Annotated in this window: 18 protein-coding genes and 1 pseudogene; 8 read left to right on the forward strand and 11 right to left on the reverse strand. The window is 58.5% G+C overall.

The window, feature by feature from the left end:
• Nucleotides 1-151 precede the first annotated feature (151 nt).
• Nucleotides 152-388, forward strand: coding sequence for a DUF2171 domain-containing protein (locus DW56_RS15995; protein ID WP_024552725.1), 237 nt, complete (start codon nucleotides 152-154; stop codon nucleotides 386-388).
• A 59-nt stretch (nucleotides 389-447) separates the two neighbouring features.
• On the opposite strand, the gene DW56_RS16000 is transcribed toward DW56_RS15995, so the two are convergent.
• The gene (locus DW56_RS16000; protein ID WP_024552724.1) at nucleotides 448-1935 is read right to left on the reverse strand and encodes an MFS transporter; all 1488 of its coding nucleotides are present in this window, start codon (nucleotides 1933-1935) and stop codon (nucleotides 448-450) included.
• Between the two features lie 119 nt (nucleotides 1936-2054).
• On the opposite strand from DW56_RS16000, the gene DW56_RS16005 reads away from it, so the two are divergent.
• Nucleotides 2055-2648 carry a TetR family transcriptional regulator gene (locus tag DW56_RS16005; RefSeq protein WP_024552723.1) on the forward strand — a complete coding sequence of 198 codons (594 nt, stop codon included), beginning with the start codon at nucleotides 2055-2057 and terminating at the stop codon, nucleotides 2646-2648.
• Nucleotides 2649-2791: 143 nt separating this feature from the next.
• Here DW56_RS16005 and DW56_RS16010 read toward each other — a convergent pair whose 3' ends face one another.
• Entirely contained in the window at nucleotides 2792-3148 is a 357-nt protein-coding gene (locus tag DW56_RS16010) for a hypothetical protein (RefSeq protein WP_024552722.1), read from the reverse strand.
• Between the two features lie 219 nt (nucleotides 3149-3367).
• Nucleotides 3368-3940 (reverse strand): TetR/AcrR family transcriptional regulator, encoded by a 573-nt coding sequence (locus DW56_RS16015; protein ID WP_024552721.1) that lies wholly within the window; start codon nucleotides 3938-3940, stop codon nucleotides 3368-3370.
• Nucleotides 3941-4174: 234 nt separating this feature from the next.
• On the opposite strand from DW56_RS16015, the gene DW56_RS16020 reads away from it, so the two are divergent.
• The 3 genes from DW56_RS16020 (at nucleotide 4175) to DW56_RS16030 (ending at nucleotide 5981) form a co-directional block, all read left to right on the forward strand.
• The gene (locus DW56_RS16020) at nucleotides 4175-5305 is read left to right on the forward strand and encodes an MBL fold metallo-hydrolase (protein WP_024562025.1); all 1131 of its coding nucleotides are present in this window, start codon (nucleotides 4175-4177) and stop codon (nucleotides 5303-5305) included.
• Nucleotides 5306-5335: 30 nt separating this feature from the next.
• Nucleotides 5336-5668, forward strand: coding sequence for a RamA family antibiotic efflux transcriptional regulator (locus tag DW56_RS16025; RefSeq protein ID WP_024551435.1), 333 nt, complete (start codon nucleotides 5336-5338; stop codon nucleotides 5666-5668).
• Between the two features lie 61 nt (nucleotides 5669-5729).
• Nucleotides 5730-5981 carry a DUF1158 domain-containing protein gene (locus tag DW56_RS16030; RefSeq protein WP_024551434.1) on the forward strand — a complete coding sequence of 84 codons (252 nt, stop codon included), beginning with the start codon at nucleotides 5730-5732 and terminating at the stop codon, nucleotides 5979-5981.
• A 53-nt stretch (nucleotides 5982-6034) separates the two neighbouring features.
• On the opposite strand, the gene DW56_RS16035 is transcribed toward DW56_RS16030, so the two are convergent.
• A complete protein-coding gene (locus tag DW56_RS16035) occupies nucleotides 6035-7156 on the reverse strand; it encodes a YbdK family carboxylate-amine ligase (protein ID WP_024551433.1) in 1122 nt (373 codons plus the stop codon).
• Nucleotides 7157-7419: 263 nt separating this feature from the next.
• Between DW56_RS16035 and DW56_RS16040 the strand changes: the two genes are divergently transcribed.
• A complete protein-coding gene (locus DW56_RS16040) occupies nucleotides 7420-8124 on the forward strand; it encodes a GNAT family N-acetyltransferase (RefSeq protein WP_024551432.1) in 705 nt (234 codons plus the stop codon).
• A gap of 11 nt (nucleotides 8125-8135) precedes the next feature.
• Nucleotides 8136-8813 carry a helix-turn-helix domain-containing protein gene (locus tag DW56_RS16045; protein ID WP_024551431.1) on the forward strand — a complete coding sequence of 226 codons (678 nt, stop codon included), beginning with the start codon at nucleotides 8136-8138 and terminating at the stop codon, nucleotides 8811-8813.
• On the opposite strand, the gene DW56_RS16050 is transcribed toward DW56_RS16045, so the two are convergent.
• From DW56_RS16050 to DW56_RS16070, 5 genes are read right to left on the reverse strand one after another with little or no spacing between them, the layout of a single operon-like run.
• Nucleotides 8810-9397 (reverse strand): beta/alpha barrel domain-containing protein, encoded by a 588-nt coding sequence (locus DW56_RS16050; protein ID WP_024551430.1) that lies wholly within the window; start codon nucleotides 9395-9397, stop codon nucleotides 8810-8812. The two genes, DW56_RS16045 and DW56_RS16050, sit on opposite strands and share 4 nt — an antisense overlap.
• Complete coding sequence (locus DW56_RS16055; RefSeq protein ID WP_024551429.1) at nucleotides 9387-10283, reverse strand: 2-dehydro-3-deoxygalactonokinase; 897 nt, start codon at nucleotides 10281-10283, stop codon at nucleotides 9387-9389. Before DW56_RS16055 ends, DW56_RS16050 begins: the two co-directional genes overlap by 11 nt.
• Nucleotides 10280-11176, reverse strand: a complete 897-nt coding sequence (locus DW56_RS16060; protein ID WP_024551428.1) for a dihydrodipicolinate synthase family protein — start codon at nucleotides 11174-11176, stop codon at nucleotides 10280-10282. The genes DW56_RS16055 and DW56_RS16060 overlap by 4 nt, the downstream gene beginning before the upstream one ends.
• Nucleotides 11170-12333, reverse strand: a complete 1164-nt coding sequence (locus DW56_RS16065; RefSeq protein WP_024551427.1) for a mandelate racemase/muconate lactonizing enzyme family protein — start codon at nucleotides 12331-12333, stop codon at nucleotides 11170-11172. Before DW56_RS16065 ends, DW56_RS16060 begins: the two co-directional genes overlap by 7 nt.
• 21 nt (nucleotides 12334-12354) lie before the next feature.
• A complete protein-coding gene (locus tag DW56_RS16070) occupies nucleotides 12355-13596 on the reverse strand; it encodes an MFS transporter (protein WP_049293966.1) in 1242 nt (413 codons plus the stop codon).
• Between the two features lie 659 nt (nucleotides 13597-14255).
• On the opposite strand from DW56_RS16070, the pseudogene DW56_RS22915 reads away from it, so the two are divergent.
• Nucleotides 14256-14693: pseudogene (locus tag DW56_RS22915) on the forward strand (C40 family peptidase); the annotation flags it as partial.
• On the opposite strand, the gene grxB reads toward DW56_RS22915, so the two are convergent.
• Together grxB and DW56_RS16085 are read right to left on the reverse strand one after the other, a co-directional pair.
• Nucleotides 14694-15332, reverse strand: a complete 639-nt coding sequence (grxB, locus tag DW56_RS16080) for a glutaredoxin 2 (protein ID WP_024551424.1) — start codon at nucleotides 15330-15332, stop codon at nucleotides 14694-14696. It abuts the pseudogene before it with no gap.
• Nucleotides 15333-15449: 117 nt separating this feature from the next.
• Nucleotides 15450-16793 (reverse strand): APC family permease, encoded by a 1344-nt coding sequence (locus DW56_RS16085; protein WP_024551423.1) that lies wholly within the window; start codon nucleotides 16791-16793, stop codon nucleotides 15450-15452.
• Nucleotide 16794 lies beyond the last annotated feature (1 nt).

Raw genomic sequence — 16794 nt, forward strand, 5'->3', positions numbered from 1 at the left:
TTCGCGATAACGCCGCTAAGCTTGCCCTGCATCGACTAAACGGCAATAGAATAATCTTAAAGAAATCGTGAAATATTACAGAATATTAATAATGAGTTTCGTTTTTATCAGGTTGTCTATACTGACTGTTACCTTATAGACAGGAGGACATATGGTAAATAAAAACGAAATCCGCGAACACGCAGAAGTTATCGCCAGCTGTGGCAGCCATGTTGGTACTGTCGACCACCTTGAAGGCGAAGATAAAATCAAACTGGCGAAAAGCGACCCGAAATCCGGGGGCATGCACCATTACATCCCGCTAAGCTGGGTAGATAAAGTTGAGAACAACAAAGTTCTGCTCAACAAAAATAAGGATGAGGTGACCTCTTCCTGGCAGGCGGCTTAACGTCTGCTGCGGGTTCAGGCTCATGGCCTGAACCCGGTCTGCTTTATCATTTCCCTGCTTTATTTCCCCTTTCTTCCCGCGAAGCTAAACCACATTATCATCGCCAGAATCAGCAAGGCGCTGCCTGCTATGCTCAGCGCCAGACTATGAGAGAACGTAAAAGCGGTTTTCGCCGCCTCCATGACGGCCTGTGCGAGCGTGGGCTCCAGCTGTTGCGAGACTTTAACCGCCTCGCCAATAGAATACGCCGCGCCTGCCGCTTCCCGGGCGCTTAATCCTGTTGGCAGCACAATAGCCTGCGAAAAGCTGCGGCTCAGCAGCAGGCCGAATATCGCCACGCCAAGACCGGCGCCCAGCTCGTAAGCCATTGTCTCGATAGCGCCTGCCGCTGCGGCTTTTTCTTTTGGCGCCGAGGCCATAATCGCAGAGGTGGAAGCCAGCAGCGCGCTGGCGGCGCTAAAGCCCAACAGCGTCATCCACCCCCAGGCCTGCCAGTGCTGAGTGCTAAAGTCTGTTACCGACAGGCCGAAAAAACTCAGCGCGCTGAATCCCATGCCGCCTGCCGCCACCGTTCGCAACCCCAGGCGGGAAACCAGCACCCCTGCCACTGGTCCGCTGAAACCGCTCGCCAGCATAACCGGCAGCATAAACAGGCCGGCTGCGAAGGGGGTGAACGCATGAACAAACTGCAACTCCTGCGCCATCAGTAGTTCAAAGCCCACCAGCGCTACCATTGCCGTTACCGCCATGATTACGCCGCTCAGAATAACGCGGTGGCTGAAAAGCGACATATCCAGCATCGGTCTCGCTGCCCGGCGCTGGGTGTGAATGAACGCAACCAGAAGGCTGCCGCCTGCGATGGCCAGAAGCATCGCCAGCGCAGGCGAAACGCCGCCCCTGAGCGCGGCTTTGGCGCTGTAGATAAGCAGCAACAGCGCGGTAATAAGCATCAGGGCGTGGGTAAGGTTGACAGGCTGTTCGGCGCGGCCTTGCTGGCGCGGCATCAGCCACCGCGCCAGCGCGATAACGCCCAGCACAATCGGCACGTTGATGAGAAAAACCGAGCCCCAGAAGAAGTGCTCCAGCAGCAGGCCGCCCACCAGCGGGCCGAAGGCGGCGCCGCCGGATCCCACCGCCGCCCAGACGCCCAGCGCGATATTGCGCTGCCGGGCATCGGTGAACAGCGTGCGGATCCCGGCAAGCGTCGCTGGCACAATCATCGCTGCGCCTACCGCCAGCAACGCGCGGGCGATAATCAGCCACAGCGCGCTCTGGGCAAACGCCGCCGCCAGCGAAGCCAGACCAAAAAGCGCGCTGCCAGACAGCAGCAGGCGACGAAAGCCGATGCGGTCGCCAAGCGCGCCCATCGGCAACACCATGCCCGCCATCATCAGCGAATAAATATCGATTATCCACAGCAGTTCGTTGCCGCTGGTATTGAGCGAAAGGCTCAGCGTCGGCGCGGCGACATGCAGCACGGTTGCGTCGATAGCGACCGGAATATAAGCCAGCACGATAATGGCCAGCGTTAACCACTGACGAAGCATAACTCTCCTTAAGGCCATTCTGGACACTTGACCAACTTTAAAGTTTGCCAATAGTAGTGGAATTTGGACGCTTGTCCAGCTTATAGTGGAGTTCGTTAAGGCGAGGTTTACTAAACAACATGAGTTACTTACACCGGGAAGAACGCAGAGAAACCATTTTGCAGGCCGCTACAGAAGTGGCGCTGAGCGCAGGGTTCGCCGCAATGACGGTACGGCGAATTGCCGCGCAAGCGGGTGTAGCGGCAGGGCAGGTGCACCATCATTTTGCTTCCTCAACGGAATTAAAGGCGCAGGCGTTTTTGCGTATTATCCAGACAAAACTCAAGACTGCCGATGAAGCGCAACCGGCAGGCTGGCGCGACAGGCTTTTGTCGATGCTTGGCTATCAGGAAGAAGCTTACGATCCTTATCTGCGGCTGTGGCGTGAAGCGCCGCTGCTGGCGGAAAAGGAGCCGGCATTTAAAGCCGCTTATGCGCAGTCGATGGAAATATGGCATGGAGAGCTGGTGCGTATTATCCGTGAGCATGAATCAACAGCGGCCCTGGCGGACAGCGCGGAAAATATCGCCTGGCGGCTTATCGCGCTGGTGTGCGGCCTGGATGGTTTACTGATCTTTGAACTAGGCGGTATGACGACGGCAACGTTCGATGCGCATCTGGAAAAGGCGATCGCCAGAGAATTTCCGTTTATTGCCACCCAAACCCAGGGTTAGCCCGCTGGGCGAAGCCGGGCCGTTTCTGAAGCCGGGCCGATATGACGCCAGGCTCAGGATAGTTGCCGTGATGAGGTGGGGAAGGGCGGCTTTCGCCTTTAACCCACCGTTGCGGCCTGACTTTCCCGTGGTTAAGTTTGCCTTTAGCGTTTCAACTGGCGTTCCAGCGCTTCTATCTGCTGGCGATTTTTCTCGCTAAGATTGTGCGCCATCTCATCGCTCATGGTCGCGGCGCGCCGCATTTGCGCCACTTTTTCCTGCAATGCTTTGGCCAGCTCAAGCTCCACGCTGCGACCGTTTTTTTCGCGTTTTACCAGATGCACGCCGTCGCGGTTGCCGCACTGCCAGACCAGCAGCGGATGCGTAACTTCTACTGTTAATTCAAAAATATGGTGATAGAACACCGCGCGTACTGTGGCGCGCTGGTAACAGCCGCCCATAATGCTTACTTCAATGTCAGCCGCCAGTAACCGCCGGATGGCTTCCTTACTCAGTTCCATCTTATTTCTCCTGTCAGGTTAATCCTGCCTAACCAGTTTAAGATAAATCTTATTCCTTTGCGGGAGTTTACAGTGACATGCGCGACATTTCCGCGCTTATTTACGCAACGAGATATAAGAATGTTTAAACGGTAGTGCGTTAAGCAGAGTAAACAGGAGTGCAATGACAGATGATGTCACAGGGCAGGTCGCCTGGCCGAAGAAACCGGTCAGCCTGGGTTAATTAACGCCCAGGGCGCGCCACATCGCATCGAAACCAACGCTTATTAACTCTTCGGCGCGCGCCGGTTCGCGGGCGGCGAAATCTATCGTCGTTTGCGCCAGCGAGAAAAAGAGCGCGTCGCCGAAAGCGCGCCAGGGCGTCGCCAGAAAGAGGGGCGCGATAGACTGCTCGCACAGATTACGCAGATCCGGATACATCTCGTTTACTGTCTGGCGTGTCGCTTCGGTTATTTTTTCGCTAACGGCAAGCTGGCGCATGGCCTGGTTTGCCAGCGGATTGCGCAAACCCCACTCGATATAAGTCGTCCAGATATAGCGAGTAATCGCTTTGGGTTCCCCGCTGCGGTCAAGCCTGGCGGTAAGCGGCTGGCAGAAGCCGTGCTTCAGGTGCAGGTAAAGCGCGTTATAGAGATCGTCTTTTGTAGGGAAATAGCGAAACAGCGTGCCTTCGGCCACGCCTGCCTTGCGCGCCACAAGGGCAGTGGAGGCGCTAATGCCCGCCTCGGCAATCGCTTCGGCTGCCGCTTCCAGTAACGCCAGCTTTTTATCTTCACTACGGGGACGAGCCACTGCTTCTACCTCTTTTTTCGAAAACGCGAATTGAACCAGACTCTTCGACCTGTCGCAAGGCGGCCCGTCACATTGTAAAAACGTCTTGACGGGTCAGGTTTGCTTTCTATAATGAGTGTTTACTCACTCATTATCAAGACGAGACGCCTCTTTTCGGACCAATGCCCCTGTTAAATAAGGGAATATCCCGGCCTGCTCCAGGCGGGCACGACAATAAATCCGCAGAGGACCGCAATGAGAAAACCGCTACGTTTCTGGGCTACGGGAGGCATTCTTATGTTAGCAGCAATGGGCGCGCTGGCGCTCTACCTCGCCCCCGGTTTCGGCGCCGCGCCGCAAGGAGAGCGAAAAGCGCAGGTTGAGCGCTCGCCGAACTACCGCGACGGCGCGTTTCAGAATGAAGAGCCCACGCGTGTTTTTACCGGGCAGGGCAGCCAGTGGGCCGCGTGGGGCGAGTTCCTCTTTAAGCGCATCGATAACCTGAAACCTGAGCGTCCGCTACCGCTGGTTCACACCGACATCGCCTCGCTGGATAAAAACGACGATCTGGCGTTGTGGCTGGGCCACTCCTCCTGGTATCTGCAACTGGCGGGCAAACGTATTTTGATTGACCCGGTCTTTAGCGGCTACGCCTCGCCGTTTGCGCTTTTCAACCGCGCTTTTGCCGGCGATTACCCGTGGACGGCGCAAAGCATGCCGGACATCGATCTGCTGGTGATATCGCACGATCACTACGATCACCTGGATTACGCCACGCTTCGGGCGCTGCGCCCGAAAATTCGCCAGGTCATCACGCCGCTTGGGGTCGGGGCGCATCTGGAAGCCTGGGGCGTAGCGCCGTCGCGTATTAAAGAGGTGGACTGGCAGCAGTCGGTAAACGTTGCTGATGGGCTGACGGTGCATGCCCTGCCGGCGCGTCACTTTTCCGGGCGCGGCCTGAAAGGCAACCAGACGCTGTGGGCGAGTTTTCTGTTCGAAACGCCGCAGCAAAAACTCTATTACAGCGGCGACAGCGGCTATGGCCCGCATTTTAAAGCGACTGGCGAACGGTTCGGCGGCGTGGACATCGCCATCATGGAAAACGGTCAGTACGACCGCGACTGGAGCCAGATCCACATGATGCCCGAAGAAACGGCGCAGGCCGCGCAGGATCTGGGGGCCAAACGCGTCCTGCCGGGGCATAACGGCCGTTTTGCGATGGCGAAGCATGCCTGGAACGATCCGTTAAAAAGACTGGCGGCGGCCAGTCGCGATAAAGCTTATACGCTGCTGACGCCGCGCCCCGGCGAACCGGTGCGCCTTGCGCAAACAGAGCAGCATTTCAGCGCGTGGTGGGAAGACGACAACGTCGTCGCGCCACGTTAATACTCAACCTAAAAACAGAGGGACGCTTGTATGGAACTGCCCGCTCAGGTTATAGAAACCCTCACCGGCTGGATCGACGACAATCTGCATAAGCCGTTGCGCATTGACGATGTCGCGCGCCACGCCGGTTATTCTAAATGGCATTTGCAGCGCCTGTTTCACCACCATAAAGGGGAAAGCTTAGGGCGCTATATTCGCGAGAAAAAGCTCAGTCTCGCCGCGCGCGATCTGCGCGCCACCAACGAGAAAGTGCTCGATATTTCGCTGAAGTATGGTTTTGAATCGCAGCAAACCTTTACGCGGCTTTTTACGCGCCACTACAGTTTATCGCCGGGCAGCTACCGCCGACAGGCGAACAACTGAATTTGCAAGGCCGGATGAATTCTCCGACAATGCGCCTTTTAAACTCAGGCTCTCGTCCCTCATGAAGCATCCGCTCGAATCTTTGATGGTGGCCGGCGGCATTTTGCTGCTGGCCTTTCTCTCTTGTCTGCTGCTGCCCGCGCCGGTACTGGCGCTGTCGCTGGCGCAAAAAATGATCGCCACCTTCCATTTGCAGGATCTTAACCAGCTCTACACCATTATTTTCTGCGCCTGGTTTTTGTTTCTCGGCGCCGTTGAATACCTGGTTATCCGCTTCGTCTGGCGGCGCTGGTTTTCAATAGACCGGGCGTAAGGCGTTATTTTCCGGCGTGCAAAATCACGCCCCACGCCGGAAAACAGTTACCGCTAAAGCGTTGCAGCCCAGATTTCGCCGTTGCGGCGCACCAGTTCCGAAAGCGACAGCCCGTCGGCCATAAATTCCCGCATAGTGCGCGCGTCGCTGTCGTTATTTCGCACGTAGCGATGAATCTCCTCAAGCGCGCTCCGGCCGTTCAGGTCAGCGGCATAGCGGTCGACTTTTTCCAGCGTGCGCAGAATATCTTCGCCGATGGTGCGCTGCTCGCCGGTGCAAACGTCGGTTAAGGTGCCTTCCAGCCCATAGCGGCAGGCGCTAAAGCGGTTGAAGCGGTAAATCAGGTAATCTTCCGCCTTCGGTTTGAAGGGGCGCTCTTCCAGCAGCCAGTGGGCGATAGCCTGAATAAATCCGGCGATGTTAATGGCCCGCGACAGCGAAAGCGGCGTATCCATCACCCTGACCTCCACCGTGCCAAAGCCGGGGCTTGGGCGAATATCCCAGTGCAAGTCTTTAATCGATTCCACCACCCCTGTGCCTTCGAGCCGGGCGTACATTTTTTCAAACTGCGTCCAGTTTTCGACAAACGGCGCGGGGCCGTTATCGGGAAACGCAGAAAAAATATTGAGCCTTGAAGAGGCGAAGCCGGTATCGGAACCCTGCATATAAGGCGAGGAGGCGGAAAGCGCGACGAAGTGCGGCACGAAGCGAGACAGCCCATGCAGCAGATAAATCGCCTCATCCCCGGTACGACACCCCACATGCACATGCTGGCCAAAGACCGTCGCCTGCTTAATGAGGTAGCCAAACAGCTCCAGGGTGCGGGCGTAACGCTCGCTGGCGCACACTTCCTGGCGTTGCCATTTCTGGAACGGGTGCGTGCCGCCGCCGCTAATCACCAGATGGTGCTGTTGCGCGCAGGCGAGAATGTCACGTTGCAGCGCGGAAAATTGCGCGCTCGCCTGGTTAATGTCCTGGCAGACGCCGGTCGCTATCTCAAGCATGCTTTCGGTGATGTCATGTTTCACCTCTCCGGCGCTGATTGTGCCTTCCAGCTCGCTAATCAGCGTGGAGGAGTCCTGGCTTAGGTTGTAGCCGGGCGGGCTCGCCACCTGGAGCTCCAGTTCAATGCCCAGCGTGAAAGGATCAGAGGCGTTAAAGGGTTTCAGAGGCATAGGATTATCTCTTGTCATGGCAGCCAGCTACGGCTGCGGGTGGCGCTTTGTGCAAGTATAGTCATGCAAAATCATCTGTTTGCGCTGAAGCGGCTCGGATAAAACCGAGTTGTTCTGAAGCCTCTGAAGCAAAAGAAAAAGCCTGAGGGAGAAAAAACGGCCCACACCGCCTCACGCATTTTTATGAACGACATTCACTTTCTTTCCAGCGGCTTACCTGATACAACAATTTATTAACAATCCCACCCGCAAGGATTTTTCCTGTGACCGAGTTAAACCAGTACAACCAGCTCGTTGGCGCGCCCGTACCGGAGTGGCAGGGCGTACAGATCCTCCCCCGCGTGCCGCTGGCAGGGCATTATTGCCGCCTTGAGCCGCTGGATGCGGACCGCCATTCGCAGCAACTTTTCGAGGCCTACCAGCTGGCGCCTGACGAGCGCGACTGGACGTGGCTTGCCGCGCAACGCCCCGATACGCCGCAGGCGGCCTGGCACTGGGTGCAGGGCAAAGTGGCGGACCCGACGCTTACTCCCTACGCCGTCATCGAGCAAAAAAGCGGCGAGGCGGCAGGACTGGTCTGTTTTATGCGTATGGACACGGCTAACGGCACGGTGGAAATCGGCCATGTCACCTGGTCGCCGCGCATGAAAAATACCGTGCTCGGCACCGAAGCGGTCTGGCTGCTGCTCGGCGCCGCTTTTGAACAGGGCTACCGCCGCGTGGAATGGAAGTGCGATTCGCTGAACGCCGCCTCGCGTAACGCGGCGCTGCGGCTTGGCTTTACTTTCGAAGGGCTGCTGCGCCAGATGATGGTGCGTAAAGGCCGCAACCGCGACAGCGAGTGGTTCTCCATTATTGATGCAGAGTGGCCGCAGCGAAACGCCGCCTTGCGCGGCTGGCTGGCGCCGGAAAACTTTGATGCGCAGGGGCGGCAAAAACAGCCGCTTTCGGCGTTTCACGCACGCTGAGCGCAAGCGCTATGCTACTGCGCTCGGTCTATGACGCGTTTCGCTGCCTGAACCTGCTGGCGAGCCTCGGCGCGCCGACCGGCATTCGCGAAATAGGCCGCCAGCTGGCGCTGGACTCCGCCAAAGTAACGCGGCTGATGCAAACGTTGCTGGCGCTGGAGATGGTGCAGCGCAACGAAAAGCGCAAATATTCGCTCGGCCCGGGCGTACACCGCTTTTCCGCCCAGGTTATCCATAACTCCGCTTTTTACAAAGCGGTGCTGGAGACGCTGGAAGAGGTGGGCAGCCAGCCCGTCTCTATCGTGGTCGGCATACTGAGCGGCAAAGAGGTGGTTTATCTCATCCATACGCGGCAGGGAAAAAGCGTGGCCAGAGCCATCGGCAACTATGACTCTTATCCCGCCGTTGAATCGGTTATCGGCATCAAGCTGCTGGCGGCGCGCAGCGATGAAGAGATTATCGATCTTATCGGCATACACGATTTTCAGCTTATCCGGGCGGATATTGAGGCGGCGCGGCGTCATCAGGTGCTGGTGAAAGTCTGGCCGGACGGCGACGCTCGCATGGCCTGCATCATTCCTGGCATGCAGGCGGCGATTGCGCTTTCCAACCTGAATGGCGAAAAGCTTGAGCTGGAGGCGCTGAAAGCGTTTCTGGTGTCGGCGGCGCAAAAAATCAGCGGCGGTTAGCGGGCAAGCAACGCCGCACGCTGGCGCGTAACGGCGGCAGGCTGGCCCGGGCGATAAAGCGCGGAGCCAATGCCCACGCTGTCGTAATGCTGCAAATAGTCCGCCATATTGCTCTCATCAATTCCGCCCACCGCGCAAAAGGGCACCGCCTGCGACAGCGGCCCCTTAATCAACTGCGGCCAGCTGGCGGGCAGCGTTACCGCCGGAAAAATTTTCAGCGCGTCTACCCCCAGCGCGCAGGCGGCGAAGATCTCCGTGCTGGTATAAACGCCTGCGCAGATTTTCAGCCCCTGCGTTCTGCATGCTTCCACGACTTTCGCATCCAGATTCGGCGTAAGCGCGTAATCGGCGCCCGCTTCGGCGCACGCCGCCGCCTGCGCAGGGGTAACGATGGTGCCGCCGCCAAGGTTCACCCGCCGGGCGAAACGGCGCTTGATCAGCCGGATGCTTTGCGCCCAGTCAGGCGAGTTGGCGGGGATTTCCACATCCAGAATATTATGCTCCGCCAGCGCGTCGACCTGCGCCAGGCAGTCATCCGGCGTTACGCCGCGTAAAATCGCGATAATGCGTCCGTTAAACAGCATCGCTAAACACCTTATTCAGCCCGGCTATCAGCGCCGTTTCGGCTTCAAGCGTCAGGCAGGGGAGGTTGAGTAATTCGCACGCCTGCTGGTAGCGGGGCAGCAACGACGCAGCGCCAATAAAGCAGACCGTTTCCTCACGCGGATGCCCGCAGAGGATTTCATGGCCGATGAGCAGGCCGGAAAGCCAGGCGCTGGCGCAGGCGGCGTCAAATTCGCCGAGGATATAGCGGCCCCGGCAGCGGAACAGTTCGCTCACCAGCCCGGCGTTGCCCTGGGCGATGGCGATGGCCGTCTCCACGCCGTCCTGAAAGCGGTCGTCATCAAAACGCTGTTCAGGCAACCCGCGCCCCACCACCGAGTGGTTCAACACCAGATGATAAAGCTCGCCGGTCATCAGCGTGCGCAGGCTGATCACTTGTTGCTGGTGGCGATCGACGCGCAGCCATTTGCTGTGGGTGCCGACGGCGGCGAAAACGCGGGCGTCGCACAGCGTCAGCGCCCCTGCCAGTTGCATCTCTTCGCCGCGGCAGATCTCATGCTCCGACGGGCTGCAAATGCCGGGCCTGACGGTCAACGGGTTGGGCAATACGCCTTCCAGCACCACGCCCCGCGCGGTTAACGCCCTGAAGCTCAGCGGCAGCGACTGATAGCCTGCGTCCACTATGCCGATGTTGCTGCCAATCATGCCGCAGAGGATAACCGGCGTGCTGGCGTCGTAGTCGTCGCCAAGGCGCGCAAGCTCTTCGCGCAGGATGACTCCCAGCGCTTCGCGCGGCGTGCGGGCCACTCCTTTTGGCGACGCCACGCTCTTCACCACTTCCCCTCGGTTTACGCGCATGGCGCGAAAATTGCTGCTGCCCCAGTCAACGGCAATATAGTCGCTCATCGCGCACGCTCCAGAATCGCCAGCGGCAGACGATCGGTGATTTCGCAAAGCTCTTTGCGCGTGGTTTCATCCAGCGTTTTCGCCGGGTCGCGCACGGTGCGAGTGGCGAAAAGGCCGGAGCGGTAGAGGATCTCTTTATGCACCGCCACGCCGATGCCCGGCTGCACGCCGTAGCGCAGAAACGGCAAATAGCGGTAAAAAAGCGCGCGCGCCTCGTCGCGGTCGCGCGTCCAGGCCTGCAAAATGGCGTTGATGACATCCGGAAATTCGCAGGCGGGCATGGTGCCGATAATGCCGCGGGCAAGCTCTTCATACAAAAACCCGGCGTTCAGGCCGCCAAACAGCCCGGCGCGCTCCCCGAGCGCCGTTTTAAGCTGGCTTATCTTCAGCGTCGTGGGCGGCTGCTCCACTTTGATGTAGCGAATTTGCGCCAGCGTTTCGCACAGGCGAACCAGCGTCGGCACCGGGATATTCACGCCCGTCATCAGCGGCGCGTCCTGGATCATGATGTCAATATCGCACTGGCGGCAAATATCGCTGTAAAAACGGTAAATCTCCTCCGGCCCCGGTTTAACCACGGAGGGCGGGTTCACCATCGCCACGTTTGCTCCCATCGCCTGGATACGCTGGATATCTTCAACAGCGGCCTGTGACGACCCGCCGCCCGCCGCCGCCACCAGCGGCAGATCGCCGGTCAGGGCTTTTACCGTGCGAAAAATCGCCGCTTTTTCTTTGCTGGTCAGCGCATAGCCTTCCGAGGCATTGCCAAACAGCGCCAGCCCGTCGATGCCCTGTTCGAGCAGAAAAATCACCAGCTTTTCGATTGAGGCGAGGTCTACCGCGCCCTGTTCGTCAAACGCGGTGGCGAGAATAGGAACATTACCTTTTAACATGCGTCACTCCAGACAGATTCACGTACTCGTTGTTCGTCAATTTCAATACCCAATCCGGCGCCCGTCGGCAGCGCGTAGTGGCCCGCCTCGCAGCGCAGCGGCTGTCGCAGCAGGCTGTTGGCAACCTCAAAGACCGGCGGCTGATATTCCAGCATGAAGAGATTCGGCAGGGCGGCCGCCACATGCAGGGAGGCGGCGATACAGGGGCCAAGCCCGACGCTTAAGTGCGGCGCAACCTGTAAATGCCAGGTCTGCGCAAGCGTCGCGATGCGCATCAACTCGGTAATGCCGGTGCGCCCTACATCGGGCTGAAGAATGTCGACGGCGCGCTGTTCAATAAAAGGGCGGAACTGGTAACAGGTGCGTTCCGTTTCGCCAAGGGCGATGGGCAGGGCGCTTTTACGACGCAGCTCGGCGTGCCCGGCGACATCTTCCGGCAGCAAAGGCGCTTCCAGAAAGCTGACGTTAAGGGCATTCAGCCCGGCGGCAAGTTGCGCCGCTTCGCTGACGCTGTAGTTCCAGTGGGCGTCCAGAAACAGCGTCGCCTGCGGCCCAAGCGCCTCGCGGATCGCCTGGACGTTTTTCAGGTCTTCGCTCACGCCATAGCCCAGCGCCAGCTTAATGGCGTTAAACCCTTTCGTCTGCCACTCCCGCGCCAACCCGCAGCGCTCCTCAAGGGTGGGGCGCGGCAGTCCTGAAACATAGCAGGGCACGGAATCGCGAAAATTGCCTCCCAGCAGTTGGTGGACAGGCAGATCCAACAGGCGGCCTTTCAGATCCCACAGCGCGGTATCCACCGCCGCCAGCGCATCGATGTGATAGCCGGTGATATGCCCCCGATCGCGCATCGAGTCGTACATTCTGGCGTTCAGCACCGCGCTGTTAAACGGGTTAGCGCCAAGCAGCAGCGGCGTAAACAGGTGCGTGATCAGCTGCGCGATCACCTGCGGCACTACCGGCGCGAGCGCCTCGCCCCAGCCCACCTGCCCGTCCTCACTGGTGATTTTCACCAGGCAAGTTTCCATCTTGCGGGAATAGACGCAGCGGTATTCCGGGCGATAGTAATAGTCTGCGGCTTCGTCATCCGGCTTGCCGCCCAGGTAAATCTCCTGCGGCCTGATTTTTAGCGGGAAGCACTGCACGTCAACAATCTTCATAACGCACTCCGTTTGAGAAAATTAATCCAGCGTTTTGCCTGCCGTTTCTTTCGCAAGCAGCACGGCGATAAAAGAGATAAGCGCCGTCGCCATCACATAGAAGGCGGGTGAAAGCGGGTTGCCGGTAAAGGTGATAAGGCTTGCCGAAGCGAGCGGCGTAACGCCGCCGAACAGCGCCACCGTGATGTTGTAAGAGATAGCGATGCTGCCGTAGCGAATGGCGGTGGGGAAAAGCTCGACCATCGCCGCGCCGCAGCCGCCGTTAAACAGCGCGACGAAAATGCCCAGCATACTCATTGCGCCTATCGAGGCGAGCACGGAGCCTTGCGCCATCAGCAGCATGGCGGGCCAGGTCAGTAAAATAAAACCGCCGCAACCCATCAGCATCAGCGGGCGGCGGCCCAGCCTGTCGGAGAGATAGCCGGTTACCGGCATGGCTATCGCCACGCTCAGAAGCCCCAGCGTGGTAATCAGGTAAGCGTCGGTGCGGCTGTAATTAAGGTAGGTGGAAAGATAGCCGGGCATAAAAGATTGCAGCACCCAGCTGCTTACCGCTTTTACCACCACAAAGCCGACGCAAAACAGCAGCGCGCGCAGGGAGGTTTTCAGCGTGGTGCGCAGCGGCGACTGCTCAAGCTTGCCGCTCTTTTTCAGCTTATGAAACTCGGCGGAATCTTCCATATTGCGGCGCATATAGAACCCGCCCAGCCCCAGCGGCGCGGCCAGCAGGAAAGGAATGCGCCAGCCCCAGTCGTTCATGGCAGGCTCGCCAAGCCAGTGGGTTAACGCCAGCACCAGCCCGGAGCCGCAGACAAACGCCATAAAGCTGAAGTTTTCGCTCCAGCAGGTCAGCGTGGCGCGGCGGTGCGGCTTAGCGCTTTCGGCAAGATAGGTGATGACCCCTGAGCTTTCCCCGCCCGCGGCAAACCCCTGCACCAGCCGGGTCAGCACCAGCAAGACCGGGGCGATAATTCCCGCCTGGGAGTAAGTGGGCAAAATCCCCATCACGAAGGTGGAGACCGAGGTGATAGTAATCACCGTTACCAGCACCTTACGCCGTCCGAGCCGGTCGCCCATCGAGCCGAAAAACAGCCCGCCCAGCGGGCGCATTAAAAAGCCGGAGCCGAAAACGGCGAACGATTTCAGCAGGGCGACCGTCGGGTCGCTGCTGGCGAAAAAGTTGCTGGCGATAATGGCTGCCAGCGTGCCGTAAAGGCCGAAATCAAACCATTCGATAAAGTGGCCGACGCCGGCCGAGGTCATGATTTTAAAGGTGCTTTGCCGCCCTTCCTGCGGGCTGGCCGCCGGGTAGCCTGCAACGTAACGGGTATCGGTCGTGTTCATGTTTTCTCCTGAGCAGCGCGTGGCGCGCCCGTGGGTTTAGCGGGTGAAGTCCCGTACCGCCGGGTTGTTATGCAGTGTTAAGGAGGCGAGGCCGTATGGCTATCGCAGGCGAAGGTTGCGTGAAGAGGGTCATAAAACAGCCGCAAAGAGTGCTTCACATAGTGAAGCAAAGCGGATTTGGCGCCCGGCAGATGAAATAAAGCTAATGTCACTTTCAGGAAACGCTAAACCCGGCGTCGGCAGCAGAGTGGTAGTCTATTTTTTGAGCGCTGCTGAGCGCTTCTGCTGTCCTTCTTCATCATGCGCGGGCACAAAAACCGCCGACGGGTAAGTTATTCATCGCTATGTTCAAGACTAAAGTACGACTTATTACTCTGCTGATGGCCGTTTCCGTCAGCATGCCTCTGTGGGCAAAACCGCATCATGCGACGAAAGCGGTGTCACATAAGCATCAGCAGCAGGGAAGCCGTATTTTGACCGTCAGAGATCCTTTTCACTACGACACCTTCAACGACGAAGCCTTTTTGTGGCAGGGTGTTTACGACAGTAAAAAACCTGAAAGCGACACCTTTTCAGAAGAGGAAAGGGCGTTTGTGGAAAACGACGCGCTGCACGAGACGCGAGAGAAAATTATCGCCCGGTTAAAAGCGCAGCTTGGCAAACCCTATGTCTGGGGCGGTAAAAGCCCGCGCGAGGGGTTTGACTGTAGCGGGCTTGTTTTTTACGCCTATAACGCGCATCTCTCCGCCGCTCTGCCTCGTACCGCCAATGAGATGTATCACGACCGACGCGGCAACGCGGTTGACGTGTCGGAGTTAAAACCAGGCGACCTGGTTTTTTTCCATATTCATCATGGCAAAAGGGCGGATCACGTCGGCGTTTATCTGGGCGGCGGCCAGTTTATCCAGGCGCCGCGCACTGGCGAAACCATCCGCATCAGCGATCTTAATAACCCTTTCTGGCAGGATCACTGGCTGGGCGCGCGCCGCGTAATTACCTCGCGCACCGTCGCCTGATTACGACCAGAACAGCGGCACGGCGCTGTGGCGCGAGCGCAGATCCAGCCATTTGCGCAGTGGCAACGGCCAGCGCAGCGAAGGCTCGCAGGTAAAGCCGCGCAGCACGGTAAAGAGTTTGATTTCGGTGTAGCTCACCGGATGCCGGGCGTCGATGGCGTCGCCCAGCAGCGCTTCGGCGCGCTCAAACAGCGCGAAAACAGGCTCGACCAGCGCGGGCGTTTCGGCGAGCGCTTCGTCAAAGCCGTTAATCTCCGCCTGCTTCGCCGCTTTCCAGGCATCGCGGGCGCTGGCGGCCTGAAACTCCGGCAGCAGCAGCGTCGGCCAGCGCGGATAGCCGATTTTTTGCAGCGGCAGCATCGCGTCGTTAAGCCAGGCATCCACCTCCGGGCGATTTTCCGCTTGCAGAAGAGGCTCTGCCCAGTGGCTGTCGAGCCAGGCGACAATCTCCAGGCTGTCAGTAAGCAGGGTGCCTTCGCCGTCATCAAAAATCGGCACGCTCTTTTTGCCCACCAGCTGCACGGGCGTCTGCTCGTCGTCCCAGAGCAAATAGCGCACGTCGATGGGAATATTTTTCATGCCGGTGATAAAGCGCACGCGGGTGCAGAAGGGGCAGTGGTCATAGGCGTAGAGTTTCATGGCGGCTCCTTTTCAGGCGGCGTAACGAGGCGGGATACGCGCGCGTTATCCCGTGAATAAGAGAAAGTATAGCGGCGAGGCTGGCTCCGCCGGGCGGCGAAGCCAGATAAGGGAAGGTTAGTTGTCGAGATCCAGCACGACGTCGCGCTTGAGGGTAAAGCGCATCACGAGGTAATAGACCACCCCAACCGCCAGCCAGCTCAGGCCGAGGATCTTCGCCTGGCTGTCCATCTCATAAATAACAAAGCCGATAATGAAAAAGCCGATCAGCGGAAAAATCAGGTGCAGCAGCAGGTTGCGGGACTTATTGCGCAGCATGTAGTGGTTGATAACCGAAATATGCAGCAGCAAAAAGCCCATCAGCGCGCCGAAGTTCACCAGCCGGCTGAGGTTGTCGATGTTGCCGTTGAAATAAAGGCCGGAGGCGATGGAAATCGCCGCCACAATCAGCGTGCTGACATACGGCGTTTTAAAGCGCGGGTGCACTTTAGCGAGCAGCTTCGGCAGCTGTTTGTCGCGCGCCATGGCGAACAGAATGCGCGAAACCGCCGCCTGCGCCACCAGCGCGTTGGCGATACCCCAGGAGAGCGCCGTCGACCAGATGGTCACATACTTAAGCCATGCGCCGCCTGCGAGGTTAGCCGTGTCGTAAAATGCGGTGTCGAGGCTTGAGAAGTTCATCCCCTGGGCAAGATCGGCGGCAATCCAGGTTTGCAGGACAAACAGCACGCCCACCAGCATCAGCGCGCCGAGCGACGCCTTGCCTACGGTATCCACGCCGCCTTTGGTCTCTTCAGAAAGCGTTGAAATGCCGTCGAAGCCAAGAAACGACAGCACCGCGATCGACACCGCGCCCATCACCAGCGGCAGGCTGAAATGGTCGGCGTTATAAAGCGGGTTCAGCGTCAGATGTCCTGCGCCTTCGCCGGAGTAGAGCGCAATCAACCCAAGCACCACAAAGATCGCCAGCACGATGATTTCCGCCACCAGAATGTACTTGTTGGCTTTGGCGGTAAACGAAATGCCGAGCAGGTTAATGACGCTGTTCACCGCGATAAAGCCGATTATCCAGACCCACGCCGGAACGCCGGGCAAAATCGGCGACAGCGCGGCGGCGCTGACGATATAAAGCAGCGAAGGCACCAGAATGTAGTCCAGCAGGATCAGCCAGCCGGCGAAAAAGCCGACCGTCGGGTGAATGCCGCGCTGGGCGTAGGCATAGACCGAGCCGGACACCGGAAAGGCGCGGGACATCGACCAGTAGCTCATGGCGGTGAAAAACATCGCCGCCATGCCGATAAGATACGCCAGCGCCACCATGCCCTGCGCGCCGTCCCAGACATAGCCGAACACGCCGAACGGCGCTATCGGCACCATAAAAATCATGCCGTAAATCAGCAGGTCCTTAAGCGTTAACGCCCGGTGCAGCTCCTGCTTATAGCCAAATTGTTCAACCGACATT

Source organism: Franconibacter helveticus LMG 23732, from assembly GCF_000463115.2.
Taxonomy (GTDB): domain Bacteria; phylum Pseudomonadota; class Gammaproteobacteria; order Enterobacterales; family Enterobacteriaceae; genus Franconibacter; species Franconibacter helveticus.

Excerpts from the sequence above, each read along its gene's own strand:
- DW56_RS16005 (WP_024552723.1), top strand. The coding sequence starts at position 2,055 with ATGAGTTACTTACACCGGGAAGAACGCAGAGAAACCATTTTGCAGGCC.
- DW56_RS16035 (WP_024551433.1), bottom strand. The coding sequence starts at position 7,156 with ATGCCTCTGAAACCCTTTAACGCCTCTGATCCTTTCACGCTGGGCATT.
- DW56_RS16065 (WP_024551427.1), bottom strand. The coding sequence starts at position 12,333 with ATGAAGATTGTTGACGTGCAGTGCTTCCCGCTAAAAATCAGGCCGCAG.
- DW56_RS15995 (WP_024552725.1), top strand. The coding sequence starts at position 152 with ATGGTAAATAAAAACGAAATCCGCGAACACGCAGAAGTTATCGCCAGC.
- DW56_RS16025 (WP_024551435.1), top strand. The coding sequence starts at position 5,336 with ATGGAACTGCCCGCTCAGGTTATAGAAACCCTCACCGGCTGGATCGAC.
- DW56_RS16020 (WP_024562025.1), top strand. The coding sequence starts at position 4,175 with ATGAGAAAACCGCTACGTTTCTGGGCTACGGGAGGCATTCTTATGTTA.
- DW56_RS16030 (WP_024551434.1), top strand. The coding sequence starts at position 5,730 with ATGAAGCATCCGCTCGAATCTTTGATGGTGGCCGGCGGCATTTTGCTG.
- DW56_RS16010 (WP_024552722.1), bottom strand. The coding sequence starts at position 3,148 with ATGGAACTGAGTAAGGAAGCCATCCGGCGGTTACTGGCGGCTGACATT.
- DW56_RS16060 (WP_024551428.1), bottom strand. The coding sequence starts at position 11,176 with ATGTTAAAAGGTAATGTTCCTATTCTCGCCACCGCGTTTGACGAACAG.
- DW56_RS16055 (WP_024551429.1), bottom strand. The coding sequence starts at position 10,283 with ATGAGCGACTATATTGCCGTTGACTGGGGCAGCAGCAATTTTCGCGCC.
- DW56_RS16085 (WP_024551423.1), bottom strand. The coding sequence starts at position 16,793 with ATGTCGGTTGAACAATTTGGCTATAAGCAGGAGCTGCACCGGGCGTTA.
- DW56_RS16045 (WP_024551431.1), top strand. The coding sequence starts at position 8,136 with ATGCTACTGCGCTCGGTCTATGACGCGTTTCGCTGCCTGAACCTGCTG.
- DW56_RS16000 (WP_024552724.1), bottom strand. The coding sequence starts at position 1,935 with ATGCTTCGTCAGTGGTTAACGCTGGCCATTATCGTGCTGGCTTATATT.
- DW56_RS16070 (WP_049293966.1), bottom strand. The coding sequence starts at position 13,596 with ATGACCTCGGCCGGCGTCGGCCACTTTATCGAATGGTTTGATTTCGGC.
- grxB (WP_024551424.1), bottom strand. The coding sequence starts at position 15,332 with ATGAAACTCTACGCCTATGACCACTGCCCCTTCTGCACCCGCGTGCGC.
- DW56_RS16050 (WP_024551430.1), bottom strand. The coding sequence starts at position 9,397 with ATGCTGTTTAACGGACGCATTATCGCGATTTTACGCGGCGTAACGCCG.